Below are 17,768 nucleotides of genomic sequence, written 5' to 3'. Positions count from 1 at the left end.
GGGGGAAGAACTTGTCCGGAAGCCTGTTGGACGCGGGCGCCGTGATCGGCTGCCCGCACGGCGGTCGCGTCCTGCCCGCCGCCACAACGACCGGTGGCGTGCGGATCGCGGGCGCCGCCGTCGCGACGGCGGCGCAGACGTATGTCGTCACCGGCTGCCCGCACGCCGTCGCCGGCGTGCCGTCGCCGTGCGTCTCGGTCCGCTGGACCGCCGTGGACAGCGGTGTGACGGTCGACGGCGCGGCCGTACTGCTCGACACCTCCGCCGCCGAGTGCTTCAGCGCGGCTCTCGTCCCGCAGGGACCGCCCCTCGTCCAGGCCGCGCAGCGAAAGGTCACCGTCCGATGAGTCCGACCGGCGGGCGAGCCCGCACCGACATCGCCTTCCCCTTCCACGCCGACCGCCGCGGCCGCACCGCGCACGCCGCCCGCGGCGAGCACGTCCACGACCTGATCGAGCAACTGCTGTTCACCAGCCCCGGCGAGCGCGTGATGCGCCCCGACTTCGGCTGCGGACTGCTCGACCTGGTCTTCGCACCGAACACGCCCGAACTGGTCAGCACCCTCGAACTCTCCGTCCAGGCCGCCCTGCAGCGCTGGCTCGGTGACCTGGTCGAGGTCGTGTCCCTCGACATCGAGAGTGGCGACGACGTCGTACGCGTCCATCTGTCGTACCTTGTGCGCGCCACCGGCGCCGTCCGCGAGGACGTCTTCGAGGGGAGGGCGGCATGAGCGCGGGCACCACCCGGCGCGCCAAGGTGCGCGCCGCCCAGCTGAACGGCGTCGACGCCGTCGAGGTGAGCGACGACGGGCTGCAGCTCACCGTCACCTTCCTGGGCAAGGCCCCGCACGGACTCGGTCCCGAGAACGTCCGTATCGACGGTGGCCGGCGCATCACCGGCATCACCGCCGTCGACGTCAGCGTGGAACGCGAGGAGGACCCGGAGCTGGACGACCGGCTCTACGTCACCCTCGACCGGGCCGGCGACACCTCCCGCTACACGCTGTCGCTCGTGGAGGCCGACCCGTACGGCCGGCCCGGCACCGCGCCCTACCGCGGCTTCGACCAGCGCTATGCCGGCGCGAGCTTCGCCTTCCGGCCCGACTGCCCGACCCCCTTCGACTGCGAGGACGACGAGGAGGTGACGCCGGACTTCCCGTCCGCGCCGGTCATCGACTACACGGCCCGCGACTACGACACCATCCGCAAGCTGCTCCTCGACCGGCTGGCGCTGACCACCCCCGACTGGGTGGAGCGCAACCCCGCCGACCTGGGCGTCACCCTCGTCGAACTGCTCGCGTACACCGGCGACCAGATCAGCTACCAGCAGGACGCGGTCGCCACCGAGGCCTACCTCGACACCGCGCGGCGCCGCGTCTCGGTGCGCCGGCACGTTCGGCTCATCGACTACGCGATGCACGACGGATGCAACGCCCGCGCCTACGTCACCGTCGAGACCGCCGGCGACCACACCCTGACCCCGGGCTCGTTCCGCTTCGCCTCGGTCGACGTCCGGTCGCTGGATCCGCACGACAGCCCCGAGCCCGGCACCGTCATCGACGAGAACGACCTCGGCGACCTGGACGAGCGCGGCTCCGTGGAGGTCTTCGAACCGGTCGTCGCCGCCGACCCGTTGCGGTTGCGCGTCGCGCACAACGCGATCCGGCTGTGGACCTGGGGCGGCGAGGTGTGCGCCCTGCCCAAGGGGGCCACCGCGGCGACCCTGCGCGACGAGTGGGCGGACCCGGAGACCTGCCAGGAGCGCCGGCTGGACCTGCGGCCGGGGGACGTCCTGGTCCTGGAGGAGGTCAAGGGCCCGCGCAGCGGAACCCCCGGCGACGCCGACCCCGCGCACCGCCAGGCCGTACGCCTGACCTCCGTCACGCCCGGTCTGGACCGCATCGAGGACCAGCCGGTCCTGGAGGTCACCTGGGCCGCGGAGGACGCCCTGCGCTTCCCGTTCTGCCTCGCCACCCGCGGCGGCCGTGACTGCCTGCCCGTCGAGGACGTCACCCTCGCCCGCGGCAACGCCGTCCTCGTCGACCACGGCCGCTCCGGACTCCACGAGACGGTCACCGTGCCGCCGGTGCCGGCTGTCGTCGCTCCCTGCGATCCTCCCGACTTCGGCTGCGACGACCGCAGGGACGGCAATGCGCCCGCACGGCTGATCAACTCCCTCACGGACCGCACCGAGAGCGGACAGGCGCTCGCCCCCGACGACGTCCGGGAACTGTTCGACGTCGTGGGGGAGCGGGCCACCGTACGCGCCGGGCTCGGCCTGGAGCGGGCCGGGCAGCGGCACGAGCATGTGGTGCCGGGCACCGCGTACGCGCAGGCCGCCGCCCTGCGCACGCTGCTCGCGCAGTCCGTCTACCCGGGCATCCGGCCCCGCTTCCGTCCCGTCCTCGGCCGGACCCCGGTCACGCAGTCCGTGCCGTTCCCCGACCCGGCCGCGATCGCCGCCGGGCAGGCCGAGCTGATCGCCGCCGTCCCCGAGCGGGCCCGGCAGCGGCTCGTGGAGCTGTGGCGCAGCGCCCGCGACCGGGACGGGCTCGGCGACGAGGAGATCGCCGAACTCGCCGTGGTCTTCGGCCTGAAGGTCCTGGAACGGCTGGAACTGCGCGTCCACCCGGTCCGCGCCTTGCGTGAACTCCTGCACCGAAGCGACGAGCTGCTGGACGCCAAGCTGCGCCGGGTGGAGATCCTCGCCGCGCGGGCCCGCGCCGGCACGGTCCTCGACGGGCACATCGCCTGGGAGATCGCACACAGTTGGGGCGCGGCGTACGCGACCGGACTCCACCCAGACGAGCCCGTCCTGCGCGGTCCGGCCGTCGCCGCTCTCGCCCAGGACCCGCGCAGCGCCCTGCCCGCCGTACGCCTCCACGACGGCGACCGGACCTGGGAGCCGCGCCGCGACCTGCTCGACAGCGCCGCCCGCGACCTGCACGTCGTCGGTGAACTGGAGGACGACGGTCGGCTCGCGCTGCGCTTCGGCGACGGACGCCACGGCGCGCGGCCGGCGCCCGGCAGCCGCCTCACGGTGCGCTACCGGCTCGGCGGCGGCGCCGCGGGCAACGTCGGCGCCGAGGCCATCAACCACCTCGTCGTCGAGGCGGGAGAGGCGGGAGAAGCGGGACTGCCAGGAGGGGCGGCTGGGCCCGGGGAGTCGGGTGGGTCCGGCGGGCCCGTACCGGCCGTCATCGTCCGCAACCCGCTGCCCGCCGTCGGCGGCACCCAGCCCGAACCGATCGACCAGGTACGCCAGTTGGCCCCGCTGGACCTGCGCCGCACCCGGCTGCGCGCCGTCACCGCCGAGGACTACGCGGCTCTCGCCTCCGCACTGCCCGGAGTGCAGCGGGCCGCCGCCGAGATCCGCTGGACCGGCAGCGTCCAGGAGGCGCACATCGCGATCGACGCCTACGGCAGCGGCACACCGACGCAGGCACTGCTCTCCTCGGCGACGCAGGCCCTGGAGGCGTACCGGCGCATCGGCCACGACCTGGTCGTCGGCCCCGCCCGCCTGGTGCCGCTCGACATCGCGCTCACCGTCTGCGCCCGGCCCGGCCACCAGCACGGGCAGATCCTGGCCGAGCTGTACCGCGTCCTTGGCACCGGCCGGCTGCCGGGCGGCGCACTCGGGTTCTTCCACCCGGACGCCCTGAGCTTCGGCGAACCGGTGCGGCTCAGCCGCCTGGTCGCCCTCGCGGCCGCCGTCCCCGGGGTGGAGAGCGTGGAGGTCACGCGGCTGCGGCGGCTGTTCGAACAGGAACGAGGAGAGAGGGAGGACGGCGTGCTGCGGCTCGGCCCGCTGGAGATCGCCACCTGCGACAACGACCCGGACCGGCCGGAGAACGGACGGCTGGAGATCGCCCTGGGAGGTGTCCGATGACCCGGTTGACTCCGCCCTGCTCCTGCGGAGGCGCGTGCGGCGGCCACGACGAGCGCCTCGCCCCGCCCCCGGTCCACAACCCTCCCGGCCGCACGGCCCTCGACTACCGCGTCGGCGAGTACGGCTCCTTCCTCGCCGCACTCCTCGACCGGCTGGCCTCGCCCGCCTACCCGGCCCTCGCCGGGCTGACCGTCCGTACCCCGGACGACCCGGCCGTCGGCCTGCTGGACGCCACCGCCGTCCTCGGCGACCTGCTCACCTTCCACTCCGAGCGGATCGCCGACGAGGCCTACCTCCGCACGGCCGACGACTACCGCTCGCTGGTGCTGCTCGGCCGACTGGTGGGACACCGGCCCCGCCCCGGCGTGGCGGCCGGCACCCACCTGGCGTACACCCTCGAACGCGACCCGCGCGCCGAGAACCTGCCGGTGACCATCCCGCGCGGTGCCCGCAACCACAGCGTGCCCGCCTCCGCCGACGAGCAGTCCCTCACCTTCGAGACCGCCCGGGACCTCACCGCACGCTGGGACTGGAACGAGCTGACGGTACGGCGCCGCCGGCCCTCCCTGCTCACTCCCGAGGACCTGGAGCGCCGCTCCGCCCTGTTCGTGGAGGGCACCGCGAACTCCCTGCAGACCGGCGACCAGCTCCTCTTCGTCTTCGGTGAACAGGCCGGCGGCCAGCGGAAGCTGCTGCCCGTCGCGGGCGTCCGGATCGACCGGGACGAGGAGATCACCTCGATCTCGCTGCCCGGGTCGGCCCCGCCCACGCTCAAGGAACTGGTGGACGAGGTACGCCGGTGGACCGCGGCGCCCGCCGCCCCCGGCGAGCCGGGCGAGGAGCCGCCCACGCCCGAGGTGCCCAACCCGCGCCCGATCAGCCGGCTGATCGAGGACTTCGACAAGCAGGTCCTCGCCCCGCTGCGGACGGACCTGGACGGCGTCAAGACACCGGAGAGCCTCGCGGCCCGCCTCCGCGAGCCCATCGGCCGGCTGCGCGAGGCCGAGGTGCTGGCCGAACCGTACGAGGACGTCGCGTCGTGGTTCGAGCAGTTGGAGGCGGTCCTCGCCGAACTGTCCGAAAAGGCCGACGAGTTGGCCCCGGCCCAGCCCGTCGACGAAGTCCCCGCCACGAAGGCGGAAGCCGTGGCGAGCACCAAGGCGCACGGCACTGAGGCACACGCCCTTCCCGACGCCCGCCAGGCCGCCCTCCAGGCGCTGAGCAACGTGCTCCCCGCGCTGCGCACCGCCGCCCCCGCACCCTCGGCGGGCACACGCAGCCGGCGCCCCGGCAGCGACACGGCCCGCCTCCTGTCCGCCCTCAACCCCGGTCTCGGCAGCCTCTACCCGGCCTGGCGCACGGCCACCGCTCCCGGCAGCCCGCAGCTGCTGCGCGAGCTGCTCGCGATGCGCGTGACGGCGGCCCCCTTCGGCGCCACCGCCCCGCTCAAGCCCGTCCAGGACGCGAACGGCCGGGTCATCCGCACCGCCGACTGGCCGCTGACCGGCGCGGTGCTGGCGAGCATGCGCGTGGTGTACGACCCCGCCGGGAAGGTGCCGGTGCGGGCGGAGTTCCAGTACGTCGAGGGCAGCAGCAGCGACCAGCGCGCCGAGAACCTGCCCGTCGCCCAGCAGCTCACCTTCACCCTCGGCCCCGGCCAGGTCGACCTGTCCACCCGCTCACCCCAGGACCGCGACCTGAACTGGCTCAGCCGGAGGCCGGCCACCGCGACCGAGGAACCTGGCGTCACCGCCCGCCTCCACGCAGGCCTGCCCGAACGCAGCCTGTTCGTGTCCCGCCCGGACGACGACGGCCAGGTGCACATCGGCGTCCACAACGGCGCCCCGCACGAGGTCTCCCTGCGGCCGGGTGCCAACGAGCAGTTCACCCACGGCGAGTACGAGGTGAGCGTCCGGTACACGGTGGGCACCACCGAACCCAATGTCGAGATCGTCATCGCCGCCAAGCCGGAACCCGTCAACCGCCGCGTTCTGCAACTGGACAGCGTGCACGACGGCATCACCGTCGGCAGCTGGGTCTCCGTGCAGCGCCCCGCGAAGGGCACGTCCGTACGCGGCGACGCCAAGCTGGCCTTCGTCACCACCCAGGTCGTGGCCGCCCGCACGGCGGTGTACTCCAACTACGGCATCACCGGACGCGGCACCGAACTCACCCTCGCCGACCCGTGGCTGGACGAGTTCGACGTCCTGCTCTCCCACATCCGCGACACCACCGTGCACGCGGCGGGCGAGCCGCTGCGCCCGGCCGACGAGCCGCTCGGCGAGGACGTCCACGGCAACGAGATCGAACTCGCCGAGCTGTACGACGGGTTGCGGCCCGGACGCACCCTCGTCGTCAGCGGCGAGCGCGCTGACGTCCCGGGCGCGGCCGGGGTCACGGCCACGGAGGTCGTCACCATCGCCGCCGCCGACCCGGCCGTCGATCCCCAAATCCCCGACGACCACGTCCACACCCGGCTCACCCTCACCGCCGACCTCGCCCACCGCTACCGGCGTTCGAGCGTCCGCATCCTCGGCAACGTCGTCGAGGCCACCCACGGCGAGAGCCGCGAGGAGGCCATCGGCAGCGGCGACTCCGACCGCGTCGACCAGACCTTCGCGCTCTGGCAGTCACCGCTGACCTGGCTCGCCGCGGACAACCCCCTGGGCGCCACACCCGTCCTGGAGATCCGCGTCGACGGCGTCCGGTGGCACGAGGTCGACAGCCTCGCCGGACGCGGCCCGACCGAGCGGGTGTACATCACCGGCACCGCCTCCGACGGCCGTACCACCGTCACCTTCGGCGACGGCATCCACGGCGCCCGGCTGCCCAGCGGTCACGAGAACGTGCGCGCCCGCTACCGCTTCGGCACCGGCAAGGCCGCCAACGTCCCCGCCGACCGCGTCACCCAGCCCCTCACCCGCCCGCTCGGCGTCACCGCGGTCACCAACCCGCGCCCGGCGACCGGCGGCGCGGACGCCGACGGGCCCGGCCTCACCCGCCGTACGATCCCGCTCGCCGTGTCCGCCCTGGACCGGCTGGTGTCCGAGCCCGACTACGAGGACTTCGCCCGCTCCCGCGCCGGCATCGGCCGGGCCGTCGCACGCGAACTCTTCGACGGACGGCGGCGGGTGCTGCACGTGACGGTCGCCGGGACCGACGACGTGCCGCTCGCCGAGGACAACCTGAGGCCGCTCAGCGCCGCACTGACCGAGTACGGCGACCCCAACCTGCCGGTCCGCGTGGACGCGCGCGAACTCGTCCTGCTGCTGATCGGGGCGAAGGTGAAGGTCGCCCCCGACCACGCCTGGGAGATCGTCGAACCCCGGGTGCGCCAAGCCCTGCTGGGCCGGCTCGGCTACGAGGGACGCGAGCTGGGGCGGCCCGCCCGCCTCTCCGAGGTCCTCGCCACCGCCCAGTCCGTGCCCGGCGTGGACTACGTGGACGTCGACGTCTTCACCGGCGTCCCCGCCTCCGCCACCCCGCAGCAGATCGCCGCACGCCTCGCCGACCCCGGCATACCCGGCGCGTCCGTCGCCGCGCACCCGGCTGCCTACGAGGAGAGGACCCACACGGTCGGCGGCGAGGCCGAGACCCTGACGTCCGTCTGTGCCTGCTACGGCCTCCCGCTCGCCGAACTCCTGCGCCTGAACCCCGACATCACCGACACCCGGCGCCTCGCCCCGGGCCGGACGGTGTTCGTCTTCCGCGGCATCCGCCCGGCCCAGCTCACCATGCTGTCGGCGCGGGCCGCGGACACCCTGATACTCACGGAGGTCAAGTGATGGCCGCGAAGCCGACGGATGTCGAGTTGGAGACGCCGGCTCCGGTACTGCCCCGGGAACCCGACGGGCTCGCCGAACTGCTGCCCCGCTGGCACCTGCTGCGCGACGCCGAGGAGGGCGAACCGCTGCGCGCACTGCTCGCCGTGATCGCCGAGCAGCTCGACCGGGTCCGCGACGGCGTCCAGCAGGGCTACGAGGACCTGTTCGTGGAGACGGCCGCGCCCTGGGTGCTGCCGTACCTCGGCGACCTGGTCGGCTACCGCACCCTGCCGGGCTACGAGCGGGTCCTCACCACCGGCCTGCACGGCGGCGGCCGCGAGGAGCTCGCCGAGGCCATCGCCCCGCGCGCCGACGTGGCGGCGACGGTCGCCCACCGCCGCCGCAAGGGCACGCTCCACCTCCTGGAGGAACTCTCCGAGCAGGTGGCGCAGTGGCCGGCGCGCGCCGTCGAGCTGTCCCGGCACGTGGCCCACACCCAGCCGGTGAAGCTGTACGGCAGCGGCGGCCGGCGCGGGGACCGCGGCCGCCTGCTCGACCTGCGGGACGGCTCGGCGCTCGCCGTCGCGGGCGGCCCCTTCGAGGAGACGGCCCGTACCGTCGACGTACACCGCGCCAACTCCCTTAGAAAGCAGGGGGGTTGGACTCCGGACGGAGTCGGCCTCTTCGTCTGGCGGCTGAAGCCGTACGCGCTCACGTCCTCCCCGGCCTACTGCATCGACCGCGCCCGCAACCTGTACACCTTCTCCATCCTGGGCAACGACACCCCCCTCGTCACCAAGCCCGTCCCGGAGCCCTCGCCCGCGCACATCGCGGCCGTGGACAACGTTCCGGCGTTCATCACCCGCCGCCTGCTGCACGACCGGCTCGCCGACTACTACGGCCCCGGAAAGAGCCTGGTCATCCGGCGCGACGGCGAGGACCAGCCCGTCCCGCCCGCCGACATCGTCGTCGCCGACCTGTCCGACTGGCGCTACCGGCCGAAGCGCGGGCAGGTCGCCGTCGACCCCGAGCTGGGCCGGATCGCGTTCGGCTCCCGCTCGGCGCCCCGGCAGGGCGTATGGGTGGACTACCACTACGCGTTCGGCGCCGACATGGGCGGCGGCGAGTACGAACGCCCCGACCGCGAACCGCGGCCGGACGCCGACTTCTACCGGGTCGGCCCCGGGCAGCCGTACCAGCGGATCATGGATGCCTACCGTGCCTGGCAGGGTGAGCGGAGCCCCGAGCGCACCGGCATCATCGAGATCACCCACAGCGGCGCCTACCAGGAGCAGCTGGACTTCGACCTCGACCCCGGCGACCGGCTCGAACTGCGCGCGGCCGAGGGCACCCGGCCGGTGATCCGGCTGCTGGACTGGTACAGCAACCGCCCGGACGCCCTCAACATCCGTGCGATGCAGGGGGATCGCGCCCCGCACGAGCGGCCCCGGGTGGTCCTGGACGGACTCCTCGTCGCCGGGCGCGGCATCAACGTCACGGGCCCGATGGGCGCGGTCGTCGTACGTCACTCGACGCTCGTGCCCGGCTGGTCGCTGGAGCCCGAGTGCGAGCCGCACTCTCCTGAAGAGCCCAGCATCGTCCTGGACCGCACCACCGCCTGCGTCCAGATCGAGCACAGCATCCTCGGCACCATCGAGGTCATCGGCGACGAAGTGAGCGAGGACCCCCTCGACATCCATCTGCGCGACAGCATCCTGGACGCCACCGGCCCCGACCGTGCGGCCCTCTCCGCCCCGGACTGCCGGCACGCCCACGCCGTCCTGCACCTGCACCGCACCACGGTCATCGGCGAAGTCCACACGCACGCGGTGCGGATCGCCGAGAACTCGGTCCTCACCGGCAGGCTCCACGTGGCCCGGCGCGGCATCGGCTGCCTGCGCTACTGCTACGTCCCGCCCGGCTCGCGCACCCCGCGCCGGCACCGCTGCCAGCCCGACCTCGTCGGCCGCGAACAGGCGGAGCGTGTACGGCCGTTGTTCGTCTCCGAGCGCTACGGCACGCCCTGGTACGGCCAGTTGGCCGACCGGTGTGCCGAGGAGATCCGGCGCGGCGCCGACGACGGAGCCGAACTCGGCGCCTTCCACGACCTGTACCGGCCGCAGCGGGAGGACGGCCTCAGGGCGCGGCTCGCCGAGTACACACCGGCGGGCGCGGACGCCGGGATCTTCTTCGTGACGTGAGCAGTGCCGCCGTACGACCCGCCCGCAGACTTCCGAACCAGGGGGACTCCCTTCATGCACGCTGATCTCTCCCGCTCCACCTTCCGCCCGGAGCGGCACTACTCCGCGGTCATCGCCCAGCAGGGCCGTGTCCAACTCGACGCGGACCTCAACGAGCAGACCGCGATCCAGCTCCACCAGGCCCGCACGCTCGCGACCGACCTGATCGGACAGCACGGCGGGCCGGCCGGCAGGACCGGCTTCTACATCGAGTACGTGGGCGAGCAGGACATCGACACCCTGTCCATCTCCCCCGGCCGCTACTACGTCGACGGCATCCTGTGCGACGCGTACCGCCCGGTGCCCGGCACACCGGTGCCGGACGGCGACGCCGAGGAGCAGCCGGCCCCCGAGAGCGCCGACTGGGACTACTGGAGCCAGCCGGACGGCTTCCGCGACCCGGAGCACCGTGAGGACCGGCTGCCCTCGCCCGCGCAGTCGCCGTTCGTCGTCTACCTCAGGGTGTGGGAGCGGGCGGTGTCCGCGGCCGAGGACCCGGCGCTGCGCGAGGTCGCCCTCGGTGCCGCGCTGCCCGACACCGCCGTCCGCTCCAAGGTCGTCTGGCAGGTGCTGCCACTGACCCTGTCCGAGCTGGACATCGAGGAGTCCGACCCGTCCGTGGACACGGTCCGCCGCAAGTTCGACACCTGGGCGGCCAAGCAGGCGCCCGCCGGGCGACTGGCCGCCCGCAGCGAGCGGCCCGAACACGCCGACGAGGACCCCTGCCTGGTCCGGCCCGACGCCCGCTACCGGGGCCCGGAGAACCAGCTGTACCGAGTCGAGGTCCACGCGGGCGGCGACGCGCAGGAGGCCACCTTCAAGTGGTCCCGGGAGAACGGCTCGGTGGTCTTCCCGGTCGACGAACTCGACGGCACCTGGGTGCAGTTGTCGACTCTCGGCCTCGACGACAAGCTCGACCTCGACGTCGGTGACCTCGTCGAGTTCACCGACACCGCGTACGCCTCCCGCCTCGAGCCGCTGCCCCTGCTGCGGGTGGAGGAACTGGACCTGCCCGGCCGCAGGGTCCGCCTGTCCGCCGAACCGAATCCGCGGGTCGGACGGCTGCCGCACCTGCACCCGTTCCTGCGCCGCTGGGACCACCACGAGGCGCCCCGCCGCAAGGGCCGTACCACCGCCCTGAAGGGCGGCGCGATCCCGCTCGCCGAGGGCGAGTGGCTGCCGCTGGAGGACGGCGTCGAGGTGTACTTCGCCAAGAACGGCACCTACCGCACCGGCGACCACTGGCTGATCCCCGCCCGCACGGCGACCGGCAGCGTCGAGTGGCCGACCGACGCGGCACGCCGCCCGCTGCTCGAGGCCCCGGCCGGCATCGTCCGGCACTTCGCGCCGCTGGCCCTGGTCAAGGGCGAGGGCACCTCCGTCGACCTGCGGTACGCCTTCGGCCCGTTCGGCAAGGACATCCCGCCCGCCGACCAGCAGGCCCTCGACGCGGAGGCGCTCGCCGCGCGCGAGGAGCAGGCGGCCGAAGCCGACCCCTCCGGGGGCCGCTCGCAGACCACGGCGGCGGCGGAGGCGGCCGCGGAAGGAGACGAGTGATGGCACAGCCGATGACCGCGTCGCAGCTGCTGGAAGTGCTGCGCGCCGAGGGAGTGACCGTCCACGAGGTGCGCGACTGGCGCCACCACAACCGCAACACCAAGGGCCCCTGGGGTCCGGTCAACGGCGTGATGATCCACCACACCGTCACCTCGGGCACCGAGAACTCCGTGAACATCTGCTACAACGGCTACTCCGGCCTGCCCGGCCCCCTCTGCCACGGCGTCATCGACAAGCAGGGCCACGTCCACCTCGTCGGCAACGGCCGCGCCAACCACGCGGGCCTCGGCGACAGCGACGTCCTGCGCGCGGTGGTCAACGAGACGACGCTGCCGCACGACAACCAGGCCGACGTGGACGGCAACCGGCACTTCTACGGCTTCGAGTGCATCAATCTCGGCGACGGCAAGGACCCCTGGCCCGAGGCGCAGAAGGAGGCCATCGAGAAGGTCTCCGCCGCGATCTGCCGGCACCACGGCTGGTCGGAGCGCTCCGTCATCGGACACAAGGAGTGGCAGCCGGGCAAGCAGGACCCGCGCGGCTTCACCATGGACGGCATGCGGGGGCGCATCGCCGACCGGCTGGCCCGAAAGGGCGGCGGCACGGACCCGGGGAAGCCGACGGACCCCAAGCCCGTGCCCAAGCCGAAGTACGCGCCGTTCCCGGGCAGTGGCTTCTTCCACATCGGGCAGCGCTCGCCGGTCATCACCGCGATGGGCCGCCGGCTGGTCGCCGAGGGCTGCGGGCACTACGAGGAGGGGCCGAGCCCCGAGTGGGCCGACGCCGACCGCAAGTCCTACGCCGCCTGGCAGCACAAGCTGGGCTTCAAGGGCAAGGACGCGGACGGCATCCCCGGCCGGACGAGCTGGGACAGGCTGAAGGTGCCGTCGGACAGCTGAACCGGGGGAGGAGCGGGGGACGAGGCGTCAGGCGCGCCCGGCGTCCTTCTCCTGCTTCTCCTTCTTCATGTTCTTGATCCGTACGGATTCCTTGCGGACCTCGGCCTGAGTGGCGCGCTCCTTCTCCAGCCACTCGGGCCGCTCCTCCTTGAGCGCCTCGATCTGCTCGGTGGTCAGCGCCTCGGTGACCCCGCCACGGGCCAGGCCCGCGATGGACACACCCAGCTTGGCGGCGACCACCGGACGCGGGTGCGGGCCGTTCTGCCGCAGCTCGCGCAGCCACTCGGGCGGGTTGGCCGTCAGCTCGTTCAGCTCGGCGCGCGAGACGACACCCTCCTGGAAGGCGGCGGGGGTGGCGGGAAGGTACACACCCAGCTTCTTCGCCGCGGTCGCGGGCTTCATCGTCTGGCTGCTCTGCTGCGAACTCATGAGGTCAAGGGTATCGGCCGCGTGCCGGGCATCCGACCACGGCCGGTAACCTGGCCTGGTGACAGGCTCGGAGGAATCACCGTCGTTCCGGCTCGCGTACGTCCCCGGAGTGACGCCCGCCAAGTGGGTGCGGATCTGGAACGAACGCCTGCCCGACATCCCGCTCACCCTCGTCCAGGTACCGGCCGGCGAGGCGGCAGACGTCCTGCGCGCGCGGGAGGCCGACGCCGGACTCCTGCGTCTGCCGGTCGACCGTACGTTCTTCAGCGCGATCCCCCTCTACACCGAGACCACGGTGGTGGTCGTCCCGAAGGACCACGTGATCACGGCGGCGGAGGAGGTGAGCCTCGCCGACCTCGCCGACGAGGTGGTCTTCCACCCGCTGGACGACGTCTTCGACTGGGAAAGCCCGCCCGGCGAGCCCGCCTTCGAGCGCCCCGCCACGACCCCGGACGCCATCGACCTGGTCGCGGCGAACGTCGGTCTCCTGCTCGTCCCCCAGTCCCTGGCCCGCCTGTACCACCGCAAGGACCTCACCTACCGCCCCGTCACCGACGCCCCCCGGTCCGGCGTGGCCCTGTCCTGGCCCGAGGAGGCCACCACCGACCTGGTGGAGGACTTCATCGGCATCGTCCGGGGCCGCACGGTGAACAGCACACGCGGCCGTACGGCACAGAAGCCCGAGGCGGAGCAGCAGCGGGGGCGCCCGGAACAGGGGGCTGCCCGCCAGAAGAAGCCGGGCGCGGCCAAGGCGACGGGCGGAAAACCGACGGGGGCCAGGTCCGCCGGCGGTGGCGGCCGAGGCCGCACAGGATCGGCCGGCGGCAAGCCGGCCAAGCGGGGGAAGCCGCGCCGGAGGTCGTGAGCCGCAGGTCGTGAGGGGAGGGGCGGCCGACCGCCACGGGTCGCGCGGTGGCGACCGGCCGGGTGCGCGCCTCCGCTCAGGCCCCCCGTCCCACCGGCTCCCCGGAACCGCCCTCCCCCGAACCCTGCCGGACCGGGGCCGCGGTCTGCTCCGGCTCGGGGGCGCGGCGGCGTTCACGCAGGTCGGCGACCGCCAGGCACAGGGCGATCACGGTGATCCCGATGGCTGTGAGCAGTCCGAGCTGCAGGGCCGTGGTGGGGCTGCCGTGGTTGGCGAGATGGGCGAAGTACACGGCGCCCACGGCGGCGATGCCGGCCGCGGAGCCGATGCGCTGCGCCGTCACCATGACACCGCCGGCCGCTCCGGCCCGGTGCACGGGGACACGGGTGAGGGTCAGCGTCGTGTTCGGGGAGACCGTCACGCCGGAACCGACGCCCGCGACCAGCAACGGCAGCGCGGCGGCCACGGCCGCACCCTGACCCGGCACCGCCTGCACGGCCACGACGACCCCGAGCAGGCCCACCGCCACCCCGGCCAGACCGACGATCACCAGCCCGCGCCCGTGCCGGACGACCAGCCGTCCGCTCATGGCCGCGCCGACCGCCGAACCGATCGCGAAGGGCAGCGTGGAGAGTCCGGCCGCGAAAGCGCCGTAGCCCAGGCCGTTCTGCAGGAACAGCGTGTAGACGAAGAACACCGCGGTGAAGCCCGCGAAGTACACCAGGTTCAGCAGCACGCCGAGCGAGAAGGACCGCAGGGAGAACAGCTCCAGGTCGACCAGCGGGGCCCGCCCGCGCCGCCCCTGGTGCCGCTCCCACGCCCAGAACGCCATCAGCAGCACGGCCGCGACCGGCATCAGCGCCCACTTCTCCCGCCCGGTCCACTGCTGCTCCTGCACCAGCGGCAGCATCAGCGCCAGCACACCCGCGCCGAGCAGCAGGACACCGGGCAGGTCCATGCTCTCCCGCCTGCCGGGCGTCACCGGGGGGGTGCGTGGCAGCAGCCGCAGCGCCGCGCAGAACGCGGCCACGCCGATGGGCAGGTTGACGTAGAACACCCAGCGCCAGCCGTCCTCGACGCCGAACGCCTGGATCAGCAGGCCGCCGGCCGGCGGGCCGACCGCCGTGGAGATGCCGACGACGCTGCCCAGCATGCCGAACGCGCGGGCCCGCTCGGCGCCCTGGAACATCTGCTGGATCAGCCCGGTCGTCTGCGAGGCGACGACGCCCGACGCCGCGCCCTGGACCAGCCGGTACAGCACCAGCCACCCGGCACCTGCCGCCAGCCCGCACGCGGCGGACGACAGCGTGAACAGGGCGAGCCCGAACAGGAAGGCCGTGCGTCGCCCGCGCACGTCACCGAGCCGGCCCGCCGGGACGAGCGCGAGCCCGAAGGTGAGGGCGTACCCCGAGACCACCCACGACACGTCGGCGGCGTCGGCGCCCAGCCCGCGCTCCATCGAGGGCAGCGCCACGTTCACGATCGAACTGTCGAGGAGCGTCATGAAGCCGCCCGTCAGACAGACCGCGAGGGCCTTCCAGCGACGCGGGTCGGCAGTGGCTGCCGGACACGGCTCGACTGTAGTCATGAGGTCACGCTATGCAGCCGCCCGGTCCCGCGCATTCCGGGAAGTGCCCATGCCGGCGCGTGCGGCGCCCCGTCCGCGGGCCGGCGTCAGCCGCGCGCCGCCCGGCCCACCGACTCCACGAGCGGCAGCAGCCGGTGCGGGACCCGCTCGCGCAGCGCCACCTCTGTCCGGGTGCGCACCACGCCCGGCTGGCTGATCAGTTTCTGGATGACGTCCTCCAGATGGGCGTTGTCCCGCCCCACCACCCGGGCCAGCAGGTCGCCGCTCCCCGTGATCGAGAAGGCCTCGACGATCTCCGGTACGGCGGCCAGCGCGTCCCCGACGTCGTCGAGATGGCCCTGGGTGACCTCGATGTGCACGAACGCCAGCACCGGGTGGCCGAGCGCGGCGGGGGACAGCGAGGGGCCCGTACCGGTGATGACGCCGTCCCGCTCCATGCGGTCCAGGCGGGCCTGGAGCGTGCCGCGGGCGACGCCGAGGATGCGGGCGTACTCCCGCACGCTGGTGCGTGGCTGCTCCAGCAGCAGTCGCAGGATGCGGGTGTCGAGTTCGTCCACGGCCATGGTGCTCCGGCCTCCTCGTGCTGTTCGATCACCGCCGACTGTACCAATGGCTCAGCCTTCCGTCGGCCGCACATGCCCCGCGACCTGGTCCGTTGGCTCGTCATGGCCTCACGACCCTCCGAGCACCATGGGCCAATGGCTCAGCAAAACATGAGCCAGTTGAGCCACTCGGTCCTGTGATGCTGTCATGGGGAGGTCGATGGCGCTGCGGACCCCGCGGCGCCTTGCGGGATCGCCGCGGATCAGCCGACCCCGGGCCCACGCATGCTTGATCCTGGTGGGGCCGTAACGTCGCAAGGACATGCCACCCGCGACGCTCACAGAGCGTGACCGGTGCGGGGTTGCCCGTACAGGACGAAGCGACGCACATGCGTACGATCGGCGCATGCCCTGGAGTTCCCGAAAGCGTGGTCCAAGGACCGATCCGGATCGCTCCGCGCACCGTGTCTCTGATAGAGGGAGCCTTTCGACCGTAGATGAGGAATTGCTGCGCACGCTGTACGCGGAGCCGGAGCCCTGTTCCACTACGTGCTGCGACTGACCTCGGGAGACTGGCGATGGGCAGAGGACGTGGTGCAGGAGACACTGCTGCGAGCGTGGCAGCATCCCGCCGCGTTCGACCCCGCACGCGGCCCGGCCCGGGCATGGCTGTGTACGGTCGCCCGGCACCTGGTCATCGACGCCCACCGGGCCCGGCAGGCCAGACCTGCCGAGGCCGGCGGCGAGGCCCTTCAGCGGGCCGCCGGGCGAGGACCAGATCGAGCAGGCAATGCAGAGCTGGGCGGTTGCCGGCGCCGTCCGGTCGCTGTCCCCGGACCACCGCGCCGTCCTGCTGGAGACCTACTACCGGGGCCGGACCATGGCGGACGCCGCACAGGTGCTGGGTATCCCGCTGGGCACCGTGAAGTCGCGGACGTACTACGCCCTGCACGCCCTGCGGCTGGCGCTGCAGGAACGGGGCATCGAGCCATGACCGTGGCGGGCAGGAGGCGGCGACCATGAGTGCGGAGCACGACGCCCTCCAGCTGACGCTGGGAGGTTACGTCCTGGGCACGCTGCCCTCGGCGGACATAGAACAGGTGCGTGTCCACCTCGCGGCATGCGCCGAATGCCGGGCGCAACACGCCCAGCTGGCGGGACTGCCGGCGCTGCTGGCGACGGTGACCGAAGCCGAAGCCTCAGGCCAGACGATGCCGACGGCTGGCAGGGACCTGACCGGCCGGCTGGTGGCACGGGCAGCCGAAAGCGCGCAGGGTTCCCGGCCCGAACGGCCCGCCGCGCCCGCGGTGTCGCAGGCGCGGCGGGCGCGGCGCCCGCGGTGTCGCAGGCGCCAGAGGGGGGTGTGCTGGAGAGGCTGCTCCCGCAGGCCGCGGCCCGGCGCCGCAAGTCCTGGCGTCTGCAACTGGCCGGCGCGGCCGCCTGACGTTGATCGCGGCAGCGGCCGGTGGTACATGGCTGGCGGCCATCGGATCCGTGAGCAGTCAGGCGAAGCCACCCAGGCCGACCACCTGGCGCACCTTCTCCGGAAGCGATCCCACCACCGGCGTCTCCGCCTCGGTGAAGGTCTCACCCTCTGCCTGGGGCAGTCTCCTGCAGATCTCCGCCAGGGGGCACCCGCCGAAATCACCTGGGCTGCAGGCGGTCGGACCCGGCGGGGCCAGGACGGACGGCGCTACCTGGCGGGCAGGCGAGTACCCTGCCGGCACCACGATCCCAGGAGCGGTCGCCATGTCTCCGGGAGCCATCGAGCACTTTGAGATCCTCACCGGCAACGGTCAGAAGCTGGTCACCATCCGAGCGTGAGGCCAGGCCATGGCGGTCATGTCACTGGACGGCCCTGATGGGGATCTTTGAATCTGGCTCTGGCCGCAGTTCCGTGAACCCCCTGAGCCGTGGCTGCACGTAGGGTCTGCCCTACCTCGTGCCCGGGGGCTTGTCGGAGTGCCTGAGGCCAGCCGTGCATGATCCGCTGTTC

General features: G+C 73.3%; 12 protein-coding genes and 2 pseudogenes. 11 read left to right on the top strand and 3 right to left on the bottom strand.

Annotation, left to right across the window (positions count from 1 at the left end):
* Positions 1–11 precede the first annotated feature (11 nt).
* The 7 genes from ACWD5D_RS37035 to ACWD5D_RS37005 are packed head-to-tail and all read left to right on the top strand — an operon-like array spanning position 12 to position 12,348.
* Positions 12–347 carry a hypothetical protein gene (locus tag ACWD5D_RS37035; RefSeq protein WP_451377190.1) on the top strand — a complete coding sequence of 112 codons (336 nt, stop codon included), beginning with the start codon at positions 12–14 and terminating at the stop codon, positions 345–347.
* Positions 344–730, top strand: a complete 387-nt coding sequence (locus tag ACWD5D_RS37030; protein WP_451377189.1) for a GPW/gp25 family protein — start codon at positions 344–346, stop codon at positions 728–730. The genes ACWD5D_RS37035 and ACWD5D_RS37030 overlap by 4 nt, the downstream gene beginning before the upstream one ends.
* Positions 727–3,888 (top strand): putative baseplate assembly protein, encoded by a 3,162-nt coding sequence (locus ACWD5D_RS37025; RefSeq protein WP_451377188.1) that lies wholly within the window; start codon positions 727–729, stop codon positions 3,886–3,888. The genes ACWD5D_RS37030 and ACWD5D_RS37025 overlap by 4 nt, the downstream gene beginning before the upstream one ends.
* Entirely contained in the window at positions 3,885–7,673 is a 3,789-nt protein-coding gene (locus ACWD5D_RS37020; RefSeq protein ID WP_451377187.1) for a putative baseplate assembly protein, read from the top strand. Before ACWD5D_RS37025 ends, ACWD5D_RS37020 begins: the two co-directional genes overlap by 4 nt.
* A complete protein-coding gene (locus ACWD5D_RS37015; RefSeq protein WP_451377186.1) occupies positions 7,673–9,853 on the top strand; it encodes a hypothetical protein in 2,181 nt (726 codons plus the stop codon). The genes ACWD5D_RS37020 and ACWD5D_RS37015 overlap by 1 nt, the downstream gene beginning before the upstream one ends.
* Positions 9,854–9,907: 54 nt before the next feature.
* Positions 9,908–11,449: a DUF6519 domain-containing protein gene (locus ACWD5D_RS37010; protein ID WP_451377185.1), complete on the top strand. Its 1,542-nt coding sequence runs from the start codon at positions 9,908–9,910 to the stop codon at positions 11,447–11,449.
* On the top strand, positions 11,449–12,348 hold the full coding sequence (locus tag ACWD5D_RS37005; RefSeq protein ID WP_451377184.1) for a peptidoglycan-binding protein: 900 nt from the start codon (positions 11,449–11,451) through the stop codon (positions 12,346–12,348). The genes ACWD5D_RS37010 and ACWD5D_RS37005 overlap by 1 nt, the downstream gene beginning before the upstream one ends.
* 27 nt (positions 12,349–12,375) lie before the next feature.
* Here the strand turns inward: ACWD5D_RS37005 and ACWD5D_RS37000 are convergent, their stop codons facing one another.
* Positions 12,376–12,777, bottom strand: coding sequence for a DUF5997 family protein (locus tag ACWD5D_RS37000; protein ID WP_451377183.1), 402 nt, complete (start codon positions 12,775–12,777; stop codon positions 12,376–12,378).
* A 58-nt stretch (positions 12,778–12,835) separates the two neighbouring features.
* Here ACWD5D_RS37000 and ACWD5D_RS36995 point away from each other — a divergent pair, with 58 nt between their 5' ends.
* Positions 12,836–13,642, top strand: coding sequence for a LysR family substrate-binding domain-containing protein (locus tag ACWD5D_RS36995; protein ID WP_451377182.1), 807 nt, complete (start codon positions 12,836–12,838; stop codon positions 13,640–13,642).
* A 76-nt stretch (positions 13,643–13,718) separates the two neighbouring features.
* Here the strand turns inward: ACWD5D_RS36995 and ACWD5D_RS36990 are convergent, their stop codons facing one another.
* Complete coding sequence (locus ACWD5D_RS36990) at positions 13,719–15,230, bottom strand: MFS transporter (RefSeq protein ID WP_451377181.1); 1,512 nt, start codon at positions 15,228–15,230, stop codon at positions 13,719–13,721.
* An 86-nt stretch (positions 15,231–15,316) separates the two neighbouring features.
* Entirely contained in the window at positions 15,317–15,793 is a 477-nt protein-coding gene (locus ACWD5D_RS36985) for an Lrp/AsnC family transcriptional regulator (RefSeq protein WP_451377180.1), read from the bottom strand.
* Positions 15,794–16,178: 385 nt separating this feature from the next.
* On the opposite strand from ACWD5D_RS36985, the pseudogene ACWD5D_RS36980 reads away from it, so the two are divergent.
* From ACWD5D_RS36980 to ACWD5D_RS36970, 3 genes and pseudogenes are all read left to right on the top strand, one after another.
* Positions 16,179–16,766, top strand: a pseudogene (locus ACWD5D_RS36980) (sigma-70 family RNA polymerase sigma factor).
* Positions 16,767–16,791: 25 nt separating this feature from the next.
* Positions 16,792–16,869: pseudogene (locus tag ACWD5D_RS36975) on the top strand (hypothetical protein); the annotation flags it as partial.
* Positions 16,870–17,266: 397 nt separating this feature from the next.
* Positions 17,267–17,596, top strand: a complete 330-nt coding sequence (locus ACWD5D_RS36970) for a hypothetical protein (protein ID WP_451377202.1) — start codon at positions 17,267–17,269, stop codon at positions 17,594–17,596.
* The last annotated feature ends 172 nt before the right edge of the window (positions 17,597–17,768 follow it).

It is taken from the genome of Streptomyces sp. NPDC002520 (assembly GCF_053595235.1).
Note: the sequence above shows the minus strand (reverse complement) of the source record. Positions and strands in the feature narration are given on the sequence as shown.